Source organism: Halolamina sediminis (assembly GCF_001282785.1).
GTDB classification, from domain to species: domain Archaea; phylum Halobacteriota; class Halobacteria; order Halobacteriales; family Haloferacaceae; genus Halolamina; species Halolamina sediminis.
The window spans coordinates 1,934,411-1,953,406 of record NZ_CVUA01000001.1; the positions used below are offsets into that span (position 1 = coordinate 1,934,411).

General features: G+C 67.7%; 22 protein-coding genes and 1 pseudogene. 8 read left to right on the forward strand and 15 right to left on the reverse strand.

Features of this window, described 5'->3' with window-relative positions; translation table 11 throughout:
• Nucleotides 1-81: 81 nt before the first annotated feature.
• Together BN1959_RS09555 and BN1959_RS09560 are read left to right on the forward strand one after the other, a co-directional pair.
• The gene (locus BN1959_RS09555) at nt 82-1,752 is read left to right on the forward strand and encodes a TraB/GumN family protein (RefSeq protein WP_053948443.1); all 1,671 of its coding nucleotides are present in this window, start codon (nt 82-84) and stop codon (nt 1,750-1,752) included.
• Nucleotides 1,749-2,420 carry a Zn-dependent protease gene (locus BN1959_RS09560; protein WP_053949368.1) on the forward strand — a complete coding sequence of 224 codons (672 nt, stop codon included), beginning with the start codon at nt 1,749-1,751 and terminating at the stop codon, nt 2,418-2,420. The genes BN1959_RS09555 and BN1959_RS09560 overlap by 4 nt, the downstream gene beginning before the upstream one ends.
• 362 nt (nt 2,421-2,782) lie before the next feature.
• On the opposite strand, the gene BN1959_RS15365 is transcribed toward BN1959_RS09560, so the two are convergent.
• Nucleotides 2,783-2,905 (reverse strand): hypothetical protein, encoded by a 123-nt coding sequence (locus BN1959_RS15365; protein ID WP_272913566.1) that lies wholly within the window; start codon nt 2,903-2,905, stop codon nt 2,783-2,785.
• A gap of 155 nt (nt 2,906-3,060) precedes the next feature.
• Between BN1959_RS15365 and purM the strand changes: the two genes are divergently transcribed.
• The gene (gene purM, locus BN1959_RS09565; RefSeq protein WP_053948444.1) at nt 3,061-4,041 is read left to right on the forward strand and encodes a phosphoribosylformylglycinamidine cyclo-ligase; all 981 of its coding nucleotides are present in this window, start codon (nt 3,061-3,063) and stop codon (nt 4,039-4,041) included.
• 51 nt (nt 4,042-4,092) lie between these two features.
• Nucleotides 4,093-5,019 carry a hypothetical protein gene (locus BN1959_RS09570; RefSeq protein ID WP_053948445.1) on the forward strand — a complete coding sequence of 309 codons (927 nt, stop codon included), beginning with the start codon at nt 4,093-4,095 and terminating at the stop codon, nt 5,017-5,019.
• Here the strand turns inward: BN1959_RS09570 and BN1959_RS09575 are convergent.
• The 5 genes from BN1959_RS09575 to BN1959_RS09595 form a co-directional block, all read right to left on the reverse strand.
• Entirely contained in the window at nt 5,016-5,555 is a 540-nt protein-coding gene (locus BN1959_RS09575) for a CBS domain-containing protein (protein ID WP_053948446.1), read from the reverse strand. The genes BN1959_RS09570 and BN1959_RS09575 overlap by 4 nt on opposite strands.
• A gap of 49 nt (nt 5,556-5,604) precedes the next feature.
• Nucleotides 5,605-5,976: a DUF555 domain-containing protein gene (locus BN1959_RS09580; RefSeq protein ID WP_053948447.1), complete on the reverse strand. Its 372-nt coding sequence runs from the start codon at nt 5,974-5,976 to the stop codon at nt 5,605-5,607.
• Nucleotides 5,977-6,100: 124 nt separating this feature from the next.
• Nucleotides 6,101-6,916 carry a hypothetical protein gene (locus tag BN1959_RS09585; RefSeq protein ID WP_053948448.1) on the reverse strand — a complete coding sequence of 272 codons (816 nt, stop codon included), beginning with the start codon at nt 6,914-6,916 and terminating at the stop codon, nt 6,101-6,103.
• A gap of 117 nt (nt 6,917-7,033) precedes the next feature.
• Complete coding sequence (locus tag BN1959_RS09590; protein WP_053948449.1) at nt 7,034-7,462, reverse strand: GtrA family protein; 429 nt, start codon at nt 7,460-7,462, stop codon at nt 7,034-7,036.
• Nucleotides 7,463-8,926 (reverse strand): sulfatase, encoded by a 1,464-nt coding sequence (locus BN1959_RS09595; RefSeq protein WP_053948450.1) that lies wholly within the window; start codon nt 8,924-8,926, stop codon nt 7,463-7,465. It abuts the gene before it with no gap.
• A 216-nt stretch (nt 8,927-9,142) separates the two neighbouring features.
• Between BN1959_RS09595 and BN1959_RS09600 the strand changes: the two genes are divergently transcribed.
• Nucleotides 9,143-9,460: a PIN domain nuclease gene (locus BN1959_RS09600; protein WP_348533019.1), complete on the forward strand. Its 318-nt coding sequence runs from the start codon at nt 9,143-9,145 to the stop codon at nt 9,458-9,460.
• Between the two features lie 20 nt (nt 9,461-9,480).
• Here the strand turns inward: BN1959_RS09600 and BN1959_RS09605 are convergent.
• A pseudogene (locus BN1959_RS09605) lies at nt 9,481-10,196 on the reverse strand (formate/nitrite transporter family protein).
• 321 nt (nt 10,197-10,517) lie between these two features.
• Here BN1959_RS09605 and BN1959_RS09610 point away from each other — a divergent pair.
• Nucleotides 10,518-10,763, forward strand: a complete 246-nt coding sequence (locus BN1959_RS09610; RefSeq protein WP_053948451.1) for an AbrB/MazE/SpoVT family DNA-binding domain-containing protein — start codon at nt 10,518-10,520, stop codon at nt 10,761-10,763.
• Nucleotides 10,760-11,146 carry a PIN domain-containing protein gene (locus tag BN1959_RS09615; protein ID WP_053948452.1) on the forward strand — a complete coding sequence of 129 codons (387 nt, stop codon included), beginning with the start codon at nt 10,760-10,762 and terminating at the stop codon, nt 11,144-11,146. Before BN1959_RS09610 ends, BN1959_RS09615 begins: the two co-directional genes overlap by 4 nt.
• A gap of 190 nt (nt 11,147-11,336) precedes the next feature.
• Here the strand turns inward: BN1959_RS09615 and BN1959_RS09620 are convergent, their stop codons facing one another.
• The 8 genes from BN1959_RS09620 to BN1959_RS09655 form a co-directional block, all read right to left on the reverse strand.
• Nucleotides 11,337-11,627 carry a chorismate mutase gene (locus tag BN1959_RS09620; RefSeq protein WP_053948453.1) on the reverse strand — a complete coding sequence of 97 codons (291 nt, stop codon included), beginning with the start codon at nt 11,625-11,627 and terminating at the stop codon, nt 11,337-11,339.
• Entirely contained in the window at nt 11,624-12,511 is an 888-nt protein-coding gene (locus BN1959_RS09625; RefSeq protein ID WP_053948454.1) for a shikimate kinase, read from the reverse strand. Before BN1959_RS09625 ends, BN1959_RS09620 begins: the two co-directional genes overlap by 4 nt.
• Before the next feature lie 54 nt (nt 12,512-12,565).
• Nucleotides 12,566-13,345, reverse strand: coding sequence for a GHMP family kinase ATP-binding protein (locus tag BN1959_RS09630; protein ID WP_053948455.1), 780 nt, complete (start codon nt 13,343-13,345; stop codon nt 12,566-12,568).
• A gap of 509 nt (nt 13,346-13,854) precedes the next feature.
• Entirely contained in the window at nt 13,855-14,772 is a 918-nt protein-coding gene (locus tag BN1959_RS09635) for an alpha/beta hydrolase (protein WP_161803746.1), read from the reverse strand.
• A gap of 142 nt (nt 14,773-14,914) precedes the next feature.
• Nucleotides 14,915-17,149 (reverse strand): amino acid permease, encoded by a 2,235-nt coding sequence (locus tag BN1959_RS09640; RefSeq protein ID WP_053948457.1) that lies wholly within the window; start codon nt 17,147-17,149, stop codon nt 14,915-14,917.
• Nucleotides 17,146-17,571, reverse strand: a complete 426-nt coding sequence (locus tag BN1959_RS09645) for a universal stress protein (RefSeq protein ID WP_053948458.1) — start codon at nt 17,569-17,571, stop codon at nt 17,146-17,148. Before BN1959_RS09645 ends, BN1959_RS09640 begins: the two co-directional genes overlap by 4 nt.
• Nucleotides 17,572-17,727: 156 nt before the next feature.
• Complete coding sequence (locus BN1959_RS09650; RefSeq protein ID WP_053948459.1) at nt 17,728-17,913, reverse strand: DUF7511 domain-containing protein; 186 nt, start codon at nt 17,911-17,913, stop codon at nt 17,728-17,730.
• Between the two features lie 166 nt (nt 17,914-18,079).
• Nucleotides 18,080-18,319: a UPF0058 family protein gene (locus tag BN1959_RS09655; protein WP_053948460.1), complete on the reverse strand. Its 240-nt coding sequence runs from the start codon at nt 18,317-18,319 to the stop codon at nt 18,080-18,082.
• A 120-nt stretch (nt 18,320-18,439) separates the two neighbouring features.
• Between BN1959_RS09655 and BN1959_RS14910 the strand changes: the two genes are divergently transcribed.
• A complete protein-coding gene (locus BN1959_RS14910) occupies nt 18,440-18,919 on the forward strand; it encodes a redoxin domain-containing protein (RefSeq protein ID WP_053948461.1) in 480 nt (159 codons plus the stop codon).
• Nucleotides 18,920-18,996: the final 77 nt, after the last annotated feature.

Below are 18,996 nucleotides of genomic sequence, written 5' to 3' on the forward strand. Positions count from 1 at the left end.
GGGGCGGCGGCGAGCAAAACGGTTCGGGGTGGGGAGCGCGCTTCGTCACGGTCAAGGCCCACGGGGGCGGAACCGGTCTCAATGAGTGATTCGGACGGCAGCGTGCGGGTCGTGGGGACCGCGCACGTCTCCGCCGAGAGCGTCCGGGAGGTCGAGGAGACCATCGAGGCGGAGCGCCCGGACGTGGTCGCCGTCGAACTGGACGAGGGGCGGTACAACCAGATGCGCGGCGAGGAGCCCGAGGACCTGAACGCGGGCGACCTGCTGGAGGGGAACACCGTGTTCCAGTTCCTCGCGTACTGGATGCTCTCGTACGTGCAGGCACGGATGGGCGACCGCTTCGACATCCAGCCCGGCGCGGAGATGCTCGCGGCTGTCGAGACCGCGGAGGATCTGGACATCGAGCTCGCGCTGGTCGACCGGGACATCCAGGAGACGATCCGGCGGTTCTGGGCGCGGATGGGGATCTTCGAGAAGCTCCGGGTCGTCGGCTCGCTGGCGTTCGGGATCACCGACCCCCGGATCGGCGGCGTCGTGTTCGGCCTCCTCGTGGGGATCGTGCTCGGGCCGATCCTCGGGATCTTCGGCGGCGCGGTCGGCGTCACCCAACCGTTGCTCGTCGGGCTCACCGGCAGCGCGCTGGTCGGGCTGGTCGCGGCGTACGGGCTCTCGGAGGTGACGCTGCGCGCGCTGGACGACGACGTGCTGGCGCTGGGTGTCGCCGCCGCGGGCGCGGTCGGCCTCGGCGCGTTCGCCGGCGTCGGCCTCGGCTTGACCGACGCGCTGGTCACGCAGTACCTCGGCAACTTCGTGATCACCGCGGTCGGGTCGATGACGCTCGGGCTCTCGGCGGGGCTGGTCGTCGGCGCCGTCGTCGCGGCCGCGATGGGGCTGGTGCTCGATCAGGGCGAGCCGGCCGACGAGGAGATGGAGGAGCTGCTCGACCCCGACGAGCTGACCGACACCGACGTGGTGACCGCGATGATGGAGGAGTTTCGGGAGTTCTCCCCCGGCGGCGCCGAGGCGCTGATCGACGAACGCGACGCCTACATCGCCCACAACCTCGTCGATCTGCGCGAGCAGGGGAAAGACGTGGTCGCGATCGTCGGCGCGGGCCACCAGCAGGGGATCGAAGCGTACCTCGCTCATCCGGAGCGCCTGCCGCCGAAGTCGTCGCTGACCGGCCAGAAGGAGCGTCTACTCCCGTGGGGGAAGATCGTCGCGGTCGGCATCACCGGCGCGTTCGTCGCCTTCTTCGTGCTGCTGGCGATGGCGGGCGTCGAGGACCGCTTCCTGCTCGAACTGTTCGGGGCGTGGTTCGTGGTCAACGGCGTGTTCGCCGCGGGGCTCGCGCGGCTTGCGGGCGCGCGCTGGCCGTCGGCGCTGGTCGGCGGCTCGGTCGCGTGGCTCACCTCCGTGAACCCCCTGCTCGCGCCGGGCTGGTTCGCGGGCTACGTCGAACTCCGGTACACGACCGTCAACGTCGGCGACATCGACACGCTGAACGGGCTCCTCGACGATCAGGAGACGCCGTTGGGCGAGCTGGTGGGGCAGATGTTCGAGGTGCCGCTGTTCAAGCTCATCATGATCGTCGCGTTGACGAACGTCGGCAGCTTCGTCGCGTCGTTCCTGTTCGCGCTGTACGTGCTGCCCGCGTTCTTCGGCGATATCGGCGGGGCCGCGGCGGTGCCGGAGCTGCTGATCGAGGGAGCGCGCAACAGCGCCCGTACGGTCTGGGGGTGGGTCGCGTGAGCGCCCCGCGAGGCGGCGGCGAACGGTTCGACCCATCGCTGCGGTTCTCCGCGAGCGAGATCCAGGACCTCCTGATCGCGTGGCTCGCGCTGGGGCTCGCGTTCGCGATCTTCTTCGCCGGCGGCGGGAACCGCGCGATCGCGCTGCTCACCGGGAATCCGACGGCGTTCGCGATCGCACTCGTGGTGTCGCTGCTGACTGCCGGGATAGGGTTCCTGCTCCACGAGATCGGCCACAAGGTGATGGCGGTACGGTACGGCAACATCGCGGCGTTCCGCGCGGAGTACAACATGCTGTTTCTGGCGATCATGAGCGCCTTTCTGGGGTTCATCTTCGCCGCGCCGGGGGCAGTCCACCACCGCGGCCGGCTGACCGACCGCCAGCACGGGCTGATCGCGCTGGCGGGGCCGGCGGTGAACATCGTGCTCGCGGCGGTGTTCGTCCCGCTGTGGGTGGGTGGGCTGACGCTCGACATCGGCCTGCTCGAACTGCTCGGGGGGCGCGGGCTCGCGGTGAACCTGTTCCTCGCGGCGTTCAACATGATCCCCATCGGCGCGCTCGACGGGCGGACCGTGATCGACTGGAGCAAGGCAGTGTGGGTGGGCGTGTTCCTACCGAGTATCGCCGTGACGGTGTACGTGGTGTTCGTGCTGGGTATCGGGTTCTGAGTTTTCGGCTTTGGAAGGGTAATCGCGGTTTTCTTGGGTTCGTCGGCGACCGCGACAGATGGGTTTCGGCTCTCGGCCACCGCAACCGCGACGGGATCTCGATGCTTGGCAACTTGCGACCGCAGTGCGCCGGGCATGAAGCCCGGCGCGGCACCGAGTCCCCACCCCTCCCCCCGCCGGCGCCGACGATCGGCGCCGGCGAGGCATCCACCGCGACCGCTGCCGGCGGTGGCGCGCGACGTGAGCGCCTCCGTGCGCGAACGAGCGCGCGAGGGACGAGTGACTGAGCGACAGCGAAGGAACGAGTCGGCTGGGGAGGTGTGAGGGCTGTGCGGGGCGGTTGCGGTCTCAAGTGGTCTAGCTCACTCCGCGGTCGTGTTCGCGGTCAGGACACCGAACTCCGCGGTCAGGACACCGAACTCCGCGGTCAGGACACCGAACTCCGCGGTCGTGTTCGCGGTTCGAACACCGAATTCTGCGGTCAAGACACCGAACTCCGCAGTCAAGCCACGATCAGGACATCGACTCCGCACTCTCCACCGTCGTAGAAAGCACCCGAGCTACGCAGTATCCCACACTTACCCAAACCCAGCAGGAGGGGAGCGGAGGACTTTTGCGCCGTCCTCCCGCCGCTTCTGACATGACCGAAGAGGAGGGGCTGACCTACTCCGAGGCGGGCGTTAACATCGCCGACAGCGAGGCGGCGACGGCCGCGCTGGTCGGCGCCGCCGGCGCCGCGGGCGAAGGCACCGATAGCGACTACGCCGGCCTGCTCGACATCGGCGACCGCTACCTCGCGCTGGCGACCGACGGCGTCGGCACGAAACTCCTCGTCGCCGAAGCAATGGCTGACTACTCCACCGTCGGGATCGACTGCATCGCGATGAACGCCAACGACCTCGTCGCCGCGGGCGTGCGCCCGGTGGCGTTCGTCGACTACCTCGCGGTCGACGAGCCCGACGAGACGTTCGCCGAGCAGATCGGCGAAGGGCTCGCCGCCGGCGCCGAGGCTGCCGACCTCGAGCTCGTCGGCGGCGAGACTGCGGTGATGCCCGAGGTCGTGAAGGGGCTCGATCTCGCGGGCACCTGTGCGGGGCTGGCGGCGAAAGACGCCGTCTTCCCCGGCAGCGCCGAGGTCGGCGACGCGCTGGTGGGCTGGGAATCCTCCGGCATCCACTCCAACGGCCTCACGCTGGCCCGCGAGGCCGTCACCCGGGAGTACCAGTACACCGACCCCTACCCCGGCGAGCGCTACGACGCTGTCGGTGACGCGCTACTGGAGCCGACGCGGCTCTACACCGACCTGCTCGACCCCATGCGCGCACACGACGTTCGCGCCGCGGCGCACGTCACCGGTGGCGGCTGGACCAACCTCGAACGACTCGGGGATTTCCACTACGAGATCGACGACCCCTGGCCCCGGCAGGAGGTGTTCGACTTCGTGCAGGACCTCGGCGAGGTGAGCGACGAGGAGATGCACCGGACGTTCAACATGGGTACCGGGTTCGTCGCCGCCGTCGATCCCGAGCAGGCGAACTCGCTCGTGGGGGAGACGGACGGTCGCGTGATCGGGCAGGTGGAAGAGGGCGAGGGCGTCAGTATTCGCGGGCTGGAGCTGTAGCCGTCCGACTGGACAGAAGACACTTAGCAGGGTCGGGTCAACCGGGAAGCGATGCCCTCCAGACGCGACGCGCTTGGCGTACTCGCCTGTGCACTCGGGAGCACCGCGCTCGCGGGGTGTCTCGGTGAGGGAGACGGATCACCGACCACCGGAAGCGTGACTTCTTCCGAGGGTCCGACCGACGAGCCGTCGGCCACCCCCGAGCCGACGGCCGAACCAGCCGTGCTCGGGGACACACTCACCGTCGGCGGTGTCGATCTCACGCTCCGGCGTGTGGTCGCCCAGGGGTCGCTACTCACGGTTTACACCGATTCCGGCACCGTCACGGAGAACCCCAGCGGACGCTACGTCCTCGCGAAGCTGTCGACGACAGACGAGTCGGCCCCCCCGGCCGGCGAGTACGCGCTATCCGTCGACGGCTCCCCAGTCCGATCAGTCGTAGCGGGCGGGAACTTTTGGACAACACCGGGCGGGAGACGAACCCTTTACACACCACCCGAAGCCGCCGGCAGCGAGGGCCCCGGCGGCTGGCTGGCGTTCCCGGTCGAGGGCAGCCTCGCCGCGCAGTCACCCCGCCTCACCGTCGGTGGCGCATCGTGGCGACTCCCGGAGCGGGCCATCGAACGAATCCGGAAGCCGGCCGCCGAGTACGAACTGGTGAGCTTCGACTACCCCGAGACGGTCGTACCGGAGGAGTCGTTCACGGTGTCAGTGACGGCCGAGAACGTCGGATCAGTGGCGGGGACGTTCCGCGGGATGCTGAACACGAGCGTCCAGTACGCCTCCTACCCCCGCCCGATCCGTCTCGATCTGGCGCCGGGCGAGCAGGGGACGTGGGAACTGTCCTATGGTGTCAGAGAGGGACTGAACGAGCCGGGCGACAGCGGCGGCCTCCACCTCGAAACCGTCGGGGGTGACGCCGACGGGCGGATCGAAGCCGTCGCCGGCACCGCAGTCGGAACGGCGACGGAGAACTAAGAGAGGTGACTCGCGATGTCCGCCTCGGTGATGATCCCCGCAGCCTCGCCGCCCTCCGTGACGATCACCGCCTTGTAGTGGTCGAGCAGGTTCCGGATCTCGTCGACGGTCGCGTCGGCGCTCACCGTCGGGAACGACTCGCTCATCACCTCGGCGACGGGCAGCTCGCCGACGTTCTCGCCGGCGTGGACCACGTCGGACTGGGAGATCGAGCCCACCGGGACCCCGTTCTGAATCACCGGGAGCTGTGAGTACGCCTCCTCGTCCATCAGTTCGACCGCGTCGCTGACCGAGTCGTCCGGACTCACGTGGACCACGTTCTCGTGCATGAGGTCCGCCGCCCGGACAACCTCGCCCTCGGCCTCGTCGAGCGCTTCGACGATCCGCCGGAGCGTCGAGAGCCGCGGGTCCACGTCGTCGTTCTCGACGCGGGCGATCAACGGCTGGGAGACCTCGGCGCGTTCCGCCAGCGCCGACTGCGTCAGCCCCACCGCGTTCCGCCGCTCGCGCAGGTCCTCGGGTGTCGGCAGCTCCATGCCCGCGAATAACTAGGGGTAATTTGAAAGCGTTTCGGAAAGCTGGGGGTTACTCGGCGCTCGCGCCCTCGTCGCCCTCCTCGGTCTGCACGGTCTGGATGACCTCCAGGGGGACGTCACGCAGCGCGCCGCCGACCTCGCTTTTGGCGATGCGGGTGGCGTGCTCCTCGTTCTCGGCGTTGAAGATGTCGATCTCGAGCACCAGCCCGACGAGCGCGGTGCTCGCGGCAATAAAGGCGGAGTCGAACGGCTCGCCACAGGCCGGGCAGTCGGTCAGCCCCACCTCGACGTCGACGTACTCCTTGTCGGCTTCGTTGAGTCGGCGGCCGGACTCGGAGACGGCGACGCCGATGGCGTCGTCGATGTCCTCGACGTCTCGCACGAGCCACGCAGCCTCCATCACGACGTGATAGTTGCTCATACAGCTACTCCACCACCAGCAGGCAAAGTTTCGTTGGTTCGCCGGCGCCAGCGCGGCCGACGCGGGGAACCGACTCTCGTGGCCCCGATCGGGGTGCCGATCGCCCCGTCCGGGAACTCGTCGGCTACAGCTCGACCTCGGCGTTGGAAACGTACTTTTCCTTCGCCCGGCTGGTCTCCGGCCCTTCCGGAACGAGGCCGGGTGAGGAGATCTCGTCGTCGAACCGGTCCGGATCCAGGGTGACTGAGTCGAGGACCTCCGCGAACGTCGTGCCGTCCCGGCCGGTGACGTGGACGAACCCACCGTACTGCCGTTGCTCGATCGGCGTCGTCTCCGGGTCAGGGAACGCGTCCCGGATGCAATCGACGCGCTCGCGGAGATACGCCGCAGCCTGATGCTGGGTGTACTGACAGTCGGCGTAGTACTGCTTGTGGCCGCGGTCGTCGAGATCCGCCTCGAGATGTTTGGCGGACTCGTACCGGACGGCGTCGTCGCTGATGTCGCCGGTGAGGAAGCTGAGGTTCACGGTGAAGCAGTCCGGATAGCGGAGGATCACCAGGAAGAAGATCTGCTCGTCGACGGTGTACCGTTCCTGCAGCCGGTAGTAACACTCCAGATAGTACGCCGCGAGCGCGCCGACCCAGTCGTCACGCTCGCCCTCGAGGTACGCGGTCGCGACGTCGTAGTAGTCCTCGCCGGCGACCTGCTGGAGGCGGTATTTGAAGCTCTGTTGGGTCTCCGCTAGCTCGTCCTCGTACACCTCCGTCAGCGGAACGTCCGGATCGTCGAGTAGCTCGGCCTTTCGCTGGCCGGCGTCGGCGATCCGCGTCATGTTCTCGTGGAGCGATTGCTCCGCCGCCACGTCCGGGAGCGGGATGCGGACCGCCTGTCGGTGCAGGATCTCGGTCCCCGACGCCATGCGCTCACTCCAGTCACTCATGCGTCATTATCTGTCACCGAGTACGTCACACGGGGTCTTGAAATCGCCGAAAGCCTCGGTAGCGTTGCACACTGACGGGTACAGAGTGTACTGCTCGCGTTCTGCCGGAACCACGAGTCAGGTCCGGCCCCACGTCCAGCGCGTGTCGAGGACGTACCGATACACGCCGCTGAGGAGGATCGCCACGGCGTTCGCCAGCAGATACTGCACCCCCTGAAAGTCGACGAGCGCGTACAGCACCGCCAGCTGGATCGGGATGGCCGTCCCCCGCACGATATTGGTCTTCAGCAGGCCGGTGAGGTACGCGCCCCACCCCGAGTTCCGCATCGCCGCGAACGTCCAGGCGTTGTTGAGCACGTACGTCATGACGATCGTGATCTCGATCGCGACAGTCGCGCCCAGCAGGTAGTTCACCCTGCCCACGTCGACGAACAGCCAGAGCAGCAACATCTGCACCCCCGCAGTCGTCGTGCCCACGATCATGTACCGCCGGAGCCGGACCGCGAGCGGGCCGCTCACGAGGCTGCGCAGAAGCGCGCGGACCATCTAGCGGTAGCCTAGCGCCTCCAGTCGGTGTTCGAGATCCTCGTCGACGCCGTCGGCCGCGGCCGCCGCGTCGCCGTCGGCAGCGCGGAGCAGGTCGGCGTGGGCGCCGACGAGCTCGCCGAACTCCTCGATCACGGCTCGCTCTTCGGGGCCGGGATCGTCGCTCAGATCGTCCTGCTGGGTCGGGTCGTCGGGACGGAAGTACAGCTCGTGCGCGCCGCCGTCGTCGTCGACCGCCGGCGAGGAGCCGGCGCCGACGTTCTCGACGTACGTCCAGTCGCGGTCGCGGACGCTCACCAGTAGGTCGCCGTCGTCGAGCGATCGCGGGATCGGCTGGCTGGTCACGCTCTCGCCCCGGACGGTGACCGAGACGACGGGCTCGTCGGCCGGCTCCGCACCGTCGCGGACGCTCGGCGCGACGCTCGCCCCCTGCCACGCGTCGGGCGCGTCGACGCCGAGCAGGTCGGTCACCGTCGGCGGGATCGCGTCGAGGCCGACCTGTCGCTCGACCCGTCCGCCCTCGCCCCCGGGGACGTCCACGACGAACGGAACGTGGATCAGTTCGTCGTACAGCTTCGGGTAGTGTGCGAGGTGGCCGTGTTCTTGGAACTCCTCGCCGTGGTCGCCCGCGACGACGACCGCCGTCTCGTCGGCGACGCCGGCGGTTTCGAGCGCGTCGAGCACGCGGCCGACGCTGGCGTCGACCTGCCGGACTGCGGCCTGATAGAGGGTGCGGAGATCGTCGAGCGTGCGCTCGCCGACGTTCCAGCCCAGCCCCGTCCGGGTGTGGGCGTGGATCATCCGGTGGGTGCCGAGCAGGCCGTCGGAGACCTCGCGGATGTACCGCGGCGCGGGGACGTACGGCGTGTGGGCGTCCATGTAGTGGATCCAGAGGAAGAACGGCTCCTCGACCGACTCCACGTAGTCGGTCGCCGCGTGCTCCACGTCGAACATCCGCGAGGTGTCGAGGAACGGCCGCTCGTCGGTGCCGCCGCGGAGCCACGAGCCGAATCGCCGGGCGGGCGAGGTCGCAAGTTGGAGCCACGCCTCCACCGTCGGGTGGGTCGCGAGATACTTGCTGTAGATGCTGGAGCCGACACTGGCGACGAACGGCTCGAACTCGTCGAACCCGTCGTCGTACCCCCAGTGGGAGGTCAGAAAGCCGTTGGCGGCGTTGAACCCGGCCGTCGAGAACCCCGCTTCGGAGAGCGTCTCCGCCAGCGTCTCCGTGCCGTCGACACCGATGCGTCCGGTGTCGCCGAACACGGGGCGAGAGGCCATGATCGACGGGAACGAGAACGGCGTCCAGTTACCGGTGGCGAACGCGCGGTCGAACGTCGTCCCGCGGTCGACGATGCTGTCGAGGACGGGCGTGTGCCGGTCGTCGTCGTACGCACCCACGGCGTCGGCCCGGAGCGAGTCGACCGTGACGAGCACGACGTTCGAGATGTCGGAGTCGGTCATGAGGATGCCCCCGCACGTCTGCGGCCCGGAGTAGGTGAGCCGCCGATCGAGCGACGGGGGCGAGTGTATACCTCCAACCCAGCGCCCTGGGAGTATAAGTAGCACCATCCCGGAGTCGATCGCCGACCTCCCTCGTTTTCCCGAGCGCTCCCGAACGGCCACGGAGTGGACGAAGCGCTGCTCCAGCGCCGGCAGGTCGCGGTGTACGCCGTCGCAGTGCTGTTCGCGGCCGCCGTCGGCCCCAACCGTCCAGCGGCAGCGCCGACCCTCGAACGCCTGATCGCCCGGAAACGCTACGAGTTCGACTACGTACCCCTGGTGGCGAACCTCCTCGAACTCGTCCCCGTGCGCGACGAGGAGGAGCGGCAGGTCGTGCTGAAAGCCGTCAACTACTACGACGAGGGGATGACGCCGTTCGACGCGCTCCACGCGGCGACGGTGGAGACACGAGGGATGGGTGTCCTCTCCTCCCAGAACGACTACGACGGGATCGAGGTCGAACGGGTCCTACTCGAACCAACCGACGAGGAGTAGATCTTCGAGAGACGACGCGGTCATCCCCCACCGCGAACGACGTGGCCGTACTTCAACAGGCTCACGAACACGCCCCCACCGACCGCGTTCCCGACAGTCGAGAACGCGAGGAACGTGACGTAGTCGAGCACCGTTATCTCGGCGGTGAGAAACAGCCCGAACAGCACCTCGACGTTGCCCGCGATCGAGTGCGGAAGGTGGAGAACACCGATCGAGGCGGTGACGAGCCAGATGATGAGCAGGCGGCTGGTGGTCTCCTTCGCGGCGGTTATCAGCCACGCCAACAGGCCCATGAGCCACCCCGCGAGGATGCCCGCAACGAACAGCCATCCGGGCCCGTGAGAGACCATCTTTCGAGCGATGGCGACGAACGACTCCGGGCTCGCGACCCCGAGTTCGGCATCAACACGACGACGAACGCGGTGAACACTGCGCCGCCAGCGATGTTGCTGACCCAGATCAACCCCCAGAGCCGACCTAACTTCCCGAGCGACTCTCGGTTGTCGAGGACGGGCATCACCGCGAGCGTCGTGTGTTCGGTGAACAGCTCCGAGCGCGCGATGATGACGAAGATGAACCCGACGGAGTACGCACTCGCCAGTAGTAGCTCCGTCCCGAGATCACCGTACCCGCCGTCGCTGACCGTGAGCAGGACCGCCATCAGCAGCGGCCCGAACCCGATATCGAGACCCGCGGAGAACCCCGACAGGAGGAGTCCAGTCGTTCCCCGCTCCATCTCGTGCTGGGCGGATTCGATCACCGATTAGAGGATCTCCGGTGCCGTGGACTGCTCTCCGGAGATCTCTACATCGGTATCTGAGTCGCCCACATCAACCCTCTCCGTTCTCGGGGCGTCCAGATCCGTCGAGACAGTGCATGCGGGCCACTACGAGGCGAGAATGAAAAAGCGGTGTGTTAACAGTTATCGGCTTCCCCGCTGTTCGACCTTGTTCAAATAGATGAAATACACTATGCACACTACTGAGCTGTTTTGATTGAAACCATCAACTACTCGATAGTGGTAAGATTCTTTGTCTGTGGTATCGTACTCACCTCTATGTCAGCAGAGACGGATGGACAGGGACGGCTGTACATCCCAAAAGAGGTGCGCGAGAAGTACGGCCAGAAGTATCACATCGTTATGTACGAGGACAGAATCGAGTTGATTCCGGTCGCGGACGACCCACTTGCCGCGGTCCGCGAGGCGGCAGGCCAGCTTCACGATGCATCAGTTGAGGAAATTCGAGAGGACATCGAGGCGGAGGCGAAAGACGAGGCTGAGGAAGCCGGCGGCGATAGATGACGGTGTACGTCGAGACGGATTTCCTGCTCGCACTCGCCAAAGATACTGATTGGTTGCAGGACACCGCTGAGGACGCTCTCGGCGAGTACGACGTCGAAACGTCACCGTTCTCGTATCTCGAACTTCTCCTCGCCCGAGAACGCTACGAGTTCGACTACGTTCCGCTGGTGGCGAACCTGCTCGAACTCGTCCCTGTGCGGAACGAGGAGGAGAAACAAGTAGTTCTGAAAGCTGTCAACTACTACGACGAGGGAATGACGCCGTTCGACTCCTTCCACGCGGCGACTGCGGAAACGCGAGGGATGGACGTACTCTCCTCTGAGAAGGACTACGAAGATATCGAGGTAGAACGAGTCCCACTCGAACCAACTGACGAGGAATGACTCAGGACGGAGGAGATAGTCCCAGCTGAACGACGCGTGGACTCGTAGTGGTTGTCGTATCCCGTGTGCAACAGACTTGTGTCGAATCTTCCGCCTGCTCATCAAGTCTGAAATTTCGTATGGTGGCGTCGAGAGTCGACCCAGCCTCACTAATACGCAGTTAGAAGCTCTGAAACAGTCGTCCGTACGCCTACCGGCTCTCTCTTTGTTCGACCTTGTTCAGTTCGATCAGCAGCCGGAAGATCGCCTTCACGAGGTTCGAGTCCACGTCGAATCGCTCGGCGTTCTCGCCGGCGCGGTCCATCACCGCCTGCTCCTGATCCTCGTCGGTGGTCGGGAGCCCCTGTTCTTCCTTCACGTCGGCAATGGTGTCCGCGACGTAGGTGCGCTGGGCGATGAGCTCGACCAGTTCGCGGTCGATCTGCTGGATCTCCTCGCGCAGTTCCTCCAGGGTCATGTCGTCGGGTGTGCGTTCGCTCATAGGTATCTGCCTCCGGTCGCCCGCGTCTCGGTCCGCAGCGTCTCGCCGGCTCGCTCCTGCCAGCGCTCCTCGACCGCTTCCAGCCCCTCCGGGTCGCCGACGGCGACGACGCTCGGTCCCGTGCCGGAGAGCGAGACGCCCTCGACGTGGGGCATCGCTTCGACCGCGGGCTCGGCCGAGAAGCCCAGCGCCGCCGAGAACGCGAGCCCGTTGAGCGTCATCGCCGTCCCGTACTCGCCGTCGAGTGCGAGCTCCTCGACTAGCTCGGCCATCGGCGCCACGCGCTCACAGCGCTCGGCGTCGGCGTCGGCGGAGTAGGCCCGTTCCGGCGGCGTCCAGACTAGCGCCGTCCAGTCAACCTCCTCTCGAGCGAGCAGTTCGTCGGCGGTGTTGTCGGTGACGGTGAGTCCCCCGAGCATCGACGCGCTGGCATCGTCGAACGCGCCGGTGACGGTGACGCCCGCCTCGCGTGCGGCTTCGACACCGATCCGGCAGGCGTCCTCGTGGTCGACGATCCCCGCGAGCCCGAGCGCGTCGGCAGTCGCGAGCACGGCCGCGTTCGCGGCCGCGGAGGAGCTTTTCAGCCCTGCGGCGGTCGGCACCTCGCTCTCGGTTCGGACCGTGCCGCCGACCGACCCCCGCGCCGGGAGGTCGGCGGTCGCTGCGGGATCGTCGCCCCAGCGCTCGACTGCGAGATCCACGCAGCGTTCGATCAGGTCGGTGTCGGCGTCGGGCTGGCCGTCGATCGCCCCCTCGATGTCGCCTGAGCCGTCGAGTTCGACGTGGGCGGCGGTGTCGAAATCGAGCGCGAACGCGGCCCCCCGGCCGGTCGCGAGCGCGTTGAGAACCGTCCCCGCGCCGGGCGCCGCGGCGTGGCCGTCCATGTCCGTACTGGAACGGGTCCCGGGCTTGAAGCTGGTGGTCGCGGCGACGGAGGGTTACAGCAGCCGCGCGCCCTGAGTGGAGACGCGGGTCCGGTTTGCCAGCACGCCCTCGCAGTCGACGGCGAGGACCGTCTCCCCGAGCATCGCCATCGTCGCGGCGCCGCCGGCGTCCTCAACGCGAGCCACGTCGTCGGCGACGCGCTCGGTGGGGAGGTCCAGCGCCCGCGCGAACGGCCACGAGCGCTCGACCACCCCGCGGAGCGTGGGCGGCTCCGGCAGTGTGTCGAGCACCGCACCGCCCTCCTCGCGGACCCGGTCCATCAGCGCCTCGTCGGCCAGCGCGTCGGCGGTCGAGAGCCCGCCGTAGGAAACGTACTCGACGGGCTCGTCCGTTTCGACGCGCTGTCGACCGTCACCGACGTTGTACAGCAGCCCGCCAGCGTCCTGAATGAACACGTCGCCGAGCCCGGTTCCGGCGGCGACTTCGGCCTCGTGGCTGTGCTCGACGAGCTCGTCGCGAGCGTGACCGAGTTCGAACCGCTCGTTCGCGGCGAGTGCGGTCGCGAGCGTGGCGGCGCCGCTGGCGCCGAACCCCGCACCGAGGGGGACCTGCGGGCGCACGTCGACCGCGGCGGCGACGCCGAGGCGACCCAGCACGCGCTCGATGGGGTCGAACTCGGTCGGCTCGCCGTCGACGGTTACCGCGGTTTCGTCGGCGTCGTCGACGGAAACGGTCACGCCGTCTTCGAGCGCGACGCTGGCGCCGCGGGAGCCGGACTCGACCTGATCGGGAGCGAACACGGCCGTCACGCTGGCCGGGGCGAAGGCGTCCATGGTTTAGGGGTGGAGAGTGGTGTAGTTGAATCCGTGTGGTTTCGGGTTTCTCCGTTCTCGGTCGGGTGGGCGTCAACGTCGGGTCTGACTCCAACCGCAACAGCTCGATGCTTGGCCACTTGCGACCGCACCGCCACACACAGCCCACAGACCTCCCCAGCCGACTCGCTCCCTCACTTCGTTCGGTTACTCATCCCTCGCGCTGGCTCGTCCACGGAGGGACTGGCGTTTCGCGCCGACCGCGGTGCGGTGGCGGTGGACGCCTCGCGCTCGCCACCAGTCGGCGAGGCAACCGGAAGCCGTCGGCTTCCGGTGCCAATCAGAAATCTTCGATTTCTGATGACTGGCCTCGTGTCCGGCACACTGCGGCTGCAAGTGGTCTCGCGTCGAACTGCTGTTGCGGTTCCAGCGGACGGCTATTGCTGTTCCGGAAATTCCCTATCCAACACCGACCGGAACCCCGTACAAAACACCCGGAGAGTGACACTCGACAGAAAATATCTCGATCCCTACAACTCGGCGTCCAGAAACGCGAGCTCGTGGTTCAGCGTCCGCTCCAGCTCCACGCCCGCAAGCGCGGCGTAGTGCGAACTCGGCACCCTGACCAGCGAGGCGTCTCGGACCGACTCGCTCGCCGCCGCGACCGCATCCGGCGGCGCCACCTCGTCGTGCTCGCCGGCGACGAACAGCGTCGGGCAGTTCACGTCTGTCACGGCCGAACTCAGATCGTGGCGCTGGAGCTTCACAAGCGAACGTGCGGGCGTCGTCCCGGGCTCACGGCCCAACAGGTCGCGCACGTCCCGGGCGGCGCCGGTTGCGGTGATCGCCGCCACCTCGCCCGCGTCGCCGAACAGCGGGACCCTGAGCCCCCGTTCGTCGGCGTCGACGCCGCGGAGCCGTTCCAGCGCCGAGGCCGGGTAGTCCGCGACACCGCGCGCGAGCCCGCGGAGCCGGGGGCGGAGCCACGAGGGCAGCAGCGTCGCGCCGTCGAGCACCGGGAACCGGGCGACAACGGCGTCGACCGCGAACGAGTCCGCGGCGGCCGCGAGGGCGGTGGCCGCCGAGAGATCCATTCCCCACAGCGCGAGGCGGTCACCGTCGACCTCCGGGCCGTCCCGCGCGGCCTCGATCGCTGCGTCGAGATCCGCGCGCTGGCGGCCGGGTGAGAGCAGGCGGTCCCCCCCGACGCTGCCGAAGCCGCGGTGGTCGAACGCCAGCGCCGCGTACCCCCGCTCCGCGAACCGCTCGGCGGTCGCTTCGAGCGTCGGCCGCCACGGGAGCCCCGCGCCGGGGGTGAGCACGATCACGGGCGCGTCCGCCGGCCGGTCCGGCGTGAACAGGTGGCCCTGCCGGCCGTCGAGCCCCACGTCGCGAGTGGAGAACGCGTAGCGGCTCGGCTTCCCGCGGCGGGCGTGGCTCCCGCTCACGGCGACCACTCGCCGGGCCGGCGATCGGGACGGAGTCGGTTCATGGCGGCGATTGCGCCGGCGTGGAGTAAAGCGTTCCCGTGGGGCGCGGGAGAACGGGCGGCGGTCGGCGAAGGAGAAGGGCTATCGAGCGGAGGTGTCTCTACCAGCGGAGCAGCCCGCGGAGCCGGTCGAGCACGCTCCGGTCCCGCTTGCGTTCCGCCAGCAGCACCGAGCAGTCCACGTCGGCCACCACGTCGGGTACCAGCGAGCCGGTGAGCATCCGCGAGAGCACGCCGCGCTCGGTCGCGCCCAGGATCACCAGCGTGGCGTCCCCGGCCGCGTCCTCGATCGCGCGCTCGGCGTCGCCGGTTTCGACGCGGAGTTCGGCGTCGACCTCCTGGGCCTCGGCCCAGCCTTCGAGGAACTCCCGTCCCGCCGACTCGTCGTCGGCGACGTGCAGCAGGGTGAGCTCGGATCCGTACTCCGACTGGAGCAGCTTGGCGACCTCGACGGAGAGCTCCGAGTCCGGGCCGCCCGCAGTGGGGATCAGGATTCGCTCGGGGTCGAACCCGCGGTCCTTGAGCACGAGGAAGTCACAGGGCAGGTCGCTCGTGACCTCCTCGACGGCGCCCTCGACGCGACCGCCGCTGTCGGGGCCCCAACCCATCACCACGAGGTCGGCCTCGTGGTCCGCGGCGGCGTCGAACACCTCGCCGATTCCTCGGTGGGAGATAATCGTGTTCGTCTCGACCTCGACGTCGAACGTCTCGGCGTCGGTCCGGGCGTCCTCGAGCACCGTTCGGTGGTCTTCCTCCAGCCGCTCGACGTGGTCGGCGGCGTAGCTGAGCGAGGTCTGGTCCGGGACGGTGATCACGTGGACCGCGTCGACGACGCCGCCGCGCTGCTTGGCGATCGCGCTCGCGAGCGTGATGAGCTCTTTCTCGTGGGCCGGGTTCGCGAGCGGCACCATTACGCGGTACTGGTTGTCCCCCGTGGGCTGGACGCTCTCGGCGGCGTCGACGGCGGCGTCGGGCATCTCCTCCTCCCGAGAGAGGATGTACTCGCTCAACAACCCCTGCTTCTCGGTCCTGCTCCGGGCGTAGCCGAGGTACCAGATCGCCGCGAACAGCACGATGGCGGCACCGACCAGCCGCGGAACGGGCTCGATGTAGTAGATGAGCGCGAAGGAGAGCAGCCCGCCGACGATTGGAGTGAACGGGTAGAGCGGGACGGTGAAGGAGGGCTCGTAGTCGATGGCGTCGGCCTCGCGCATCACGACCAGCGCGATGTTGAGCAGGCCGTAGATCACCAAGTGGAGGAAGCTCCCGATCGACGCCAGCGTGTTGATCGGCGCGGCGACGATGAACAGGAGGATGAACGAGCCCGTCAGCGCGATCGAGCGGTACGGCGTGCCGAAGCGCGGGTGGATCTCGTTGAGGTCCGGCGTCACGATGCGGTCCCGCCCCATCGCGAAGTTGATGCGCGAGGACGCCATGATCGAGGCGTTCGCGCTGGAGGCCGTCGCGAGCAGGCCGCCGAACAGCATCGCGCCCGCGCCGATCGGCCCCATCAGCAGCCGGGCGACCTCGACGACCGCGATGTTGTCGGCTTCCGACTGGGCCTGAATGAACCCGGGCTCGACCGCGGCGCTCATCACGACCAACACGAGCGCGTAGATGATCGTCACGATCACGACCGAGCCGATGATCGCCCGCGGGAGGTTCTTCCCGGGCTCTTTGATCTCCTCGGCGACGCTGGTGATCTGGACGAAGCCGAGGTAGGAGACAAAGATGAGGCCGGTCGCCTCCAGCATCGGCGTCAGCCCCTTCGACCCCGGGATGTTCGCGGGGGCCGCGCGGGTCGCGCCGTACACCGTGAACACGGTCAGGATCAGCACCAGAATGACCACGATGACGTTCTGGAGCCGTCCGGTCTCCTTGGCGCCGATGTAGTTGACGAGGACGAACAGCGTCGCCGCCAGCAGGCCGATGAACTTGATCCACGGGACGGTGAACCCGGCAATCAGGAACCCGTCCGGGAGGCCGGCGATGCCGACGACGTACTCCCCGAAGCCGACCATGTAGAACGCGGAGGCGAATGCCAGCCCCAGCCAGTTCGCCCAGCCGGCGATCGAGCCGAACAGCGGGCCCAACGCCTCGTTGACGTAGAAGTACGCGCCGCCGGAGCGGGGCATCGCCGTCCCGAGTTCGCTGGCCGACAGCGCGGTGAACAGGGCGATCCCCCCGCCGAGCACGAACGAGACGATGGCGAACGAGCCGGCACGGGTGATCGCCTCTCCGGGGAGGACGAAGATGCCGGCCCCGATCATCGTCCCGACGCCGATGGTCAGCGCCGCCAGCGGGCCGAGGTCCTTGGCGAGCTCCTCGTCGCTCATTCAGTTCGTCCCGGGAGTGTGATAACCGGGCGGTCGGCTTCGGTCACCAGTCGGAGCGTGCGGTCGCCCGCGAGGAACTGCTGGAGGCGGCTCCCCTCCCGGGGCTGGAACGCGATCGCGCTCGCGCCGGTCTCGGCGGCGGTGTCGATGACGCCTTGGACGACGTTCCGCCGGTAGACGGTCTCGGTTTCGGCGTCGGGGAACCGCTCGCGGAACCCCGAGAACGCCGCCTCGGCAATCGACTCGGACTGCTCGACGGGCGTCTTGTCCGGGACGCCGCCGCCCTTCTCGACGACGTGGACCACGGTCACGCGCTCGGGATCGTACGGCGCCAGCGCGACCGCCGTCTCGCGGGCGTCCTTTTCAGTCGCGACCGGAACGAGCAGGTGTGACAAAAGTGCGGCTGACGGTTCGTCGCTCATAGGTGGCTGTACTGTTGCCCCGGGTTTAATGCTGTCTTCTGCGGTGGCTTCGGCCACCCGGAACGGCGGCGGGAGTCGCCGCTCACCTTCGGCCGAAAGTCGCCGGTGCTGCCGCTGCGGTGTTCAGTCTCGGATCCGCGGAGAAAACTGTGCCGGCTACCGGAGTTCGTCGAGAGCGACGGCGCTGTCGACGTCGGCAGTGACCCACTCGGTGGTCGACATCTCCTCCCCGGGGAAGACGGTGACCTCCGAGGGGTCGTCGTCGTCGTCGTACAGACAACTCAGCCCGAACTCGGGGTACGATACCAGCGGGTCGCCCGATGGCGTCTGTTGGACACTCATGGTGGTCCCTCGTTCAGCGCGTCGGCCGGCACGCTTCGCCTGACGCTACACACGGTAGACAGATAAACGCTTCAGTACCGATCGGCGTGAATCGAAGTCCCTCCAGCGGGGACCGGTATCGCAGTCGCTGTTCGATCTGTCGTCGGGTCGGACCGCGGCCGCAGGATCAGTCGGCGGTGGCGGCGATCGTCTCCGTCTCCGCCTCTTCGCCGTCTTCGAGTTCGTCGGTGACGCCGTGGATCAGCGCGAATACGGCTGCCTTGTGGTCAGTTTTCGATCGGTGAATGGATGTCGGCTGCACGCCCAGCTCCCGGTACTCTTCGGAGACAGTGTCCCCCGCTGCGTCGAACTGGCTCTGAAGCTCCGCGAGAAGGCCGTGCAGGTGGATGAGCTCCTGCTTCTTCATGGTCACCGGCTATATCGGCCGGAGGGTTATAACCTTACTCTGAGTCGGAGTACCACGGTCCCCGTTCGTGGGCCGGATCGGGGATCTACTGTCGGGATTCTATCACCCGACCCCCCGCTCGTGGTCAGCAGCGTCGGGACCACGGGGACGTGTACCGCGCGCCCCGACCGCGAGTGGCGGGCAGCGCTGTCGTCCCGTCTTCTACCCCTTGACTTCAGCCCGGTCTGTACCGACGTGCTCTGTCGGTTCCGGGACGCCGAGTACCTCACGTTCACCGAGAACGTCGACGTGCTCGGGATCTCGCTCGAACCCTGTTACGCCCACAAGGAGTTCATCGATCGATACGACATCCCGTTCCCCCTGTCGAGCGACTCGACCGGCCGCGTCACCGAACAGTTCGGGCTGGCCGACGACGAGTGGGAGCGCCACCTCGGTGTCCCGAAACGGGCGCTCGTGACCATCGACGAGTCCCACGAGGTTCGATACAAGTGGCATACGGAGGACGGCTACGAGAGCCCGAACTACGACGAGTTCCACGAGAGCGTTCTGTCACTTTCGAAGGAGTGCTGCTCGCGGCAGTCGACCGAGTTCGATGGGTAGGTTCGGCCGGCTCCCCCCGAGTACGCTCTCTCGAGGTGACGTCGGGAACCGGATCACAATTTCTGTCACTCGGTCAA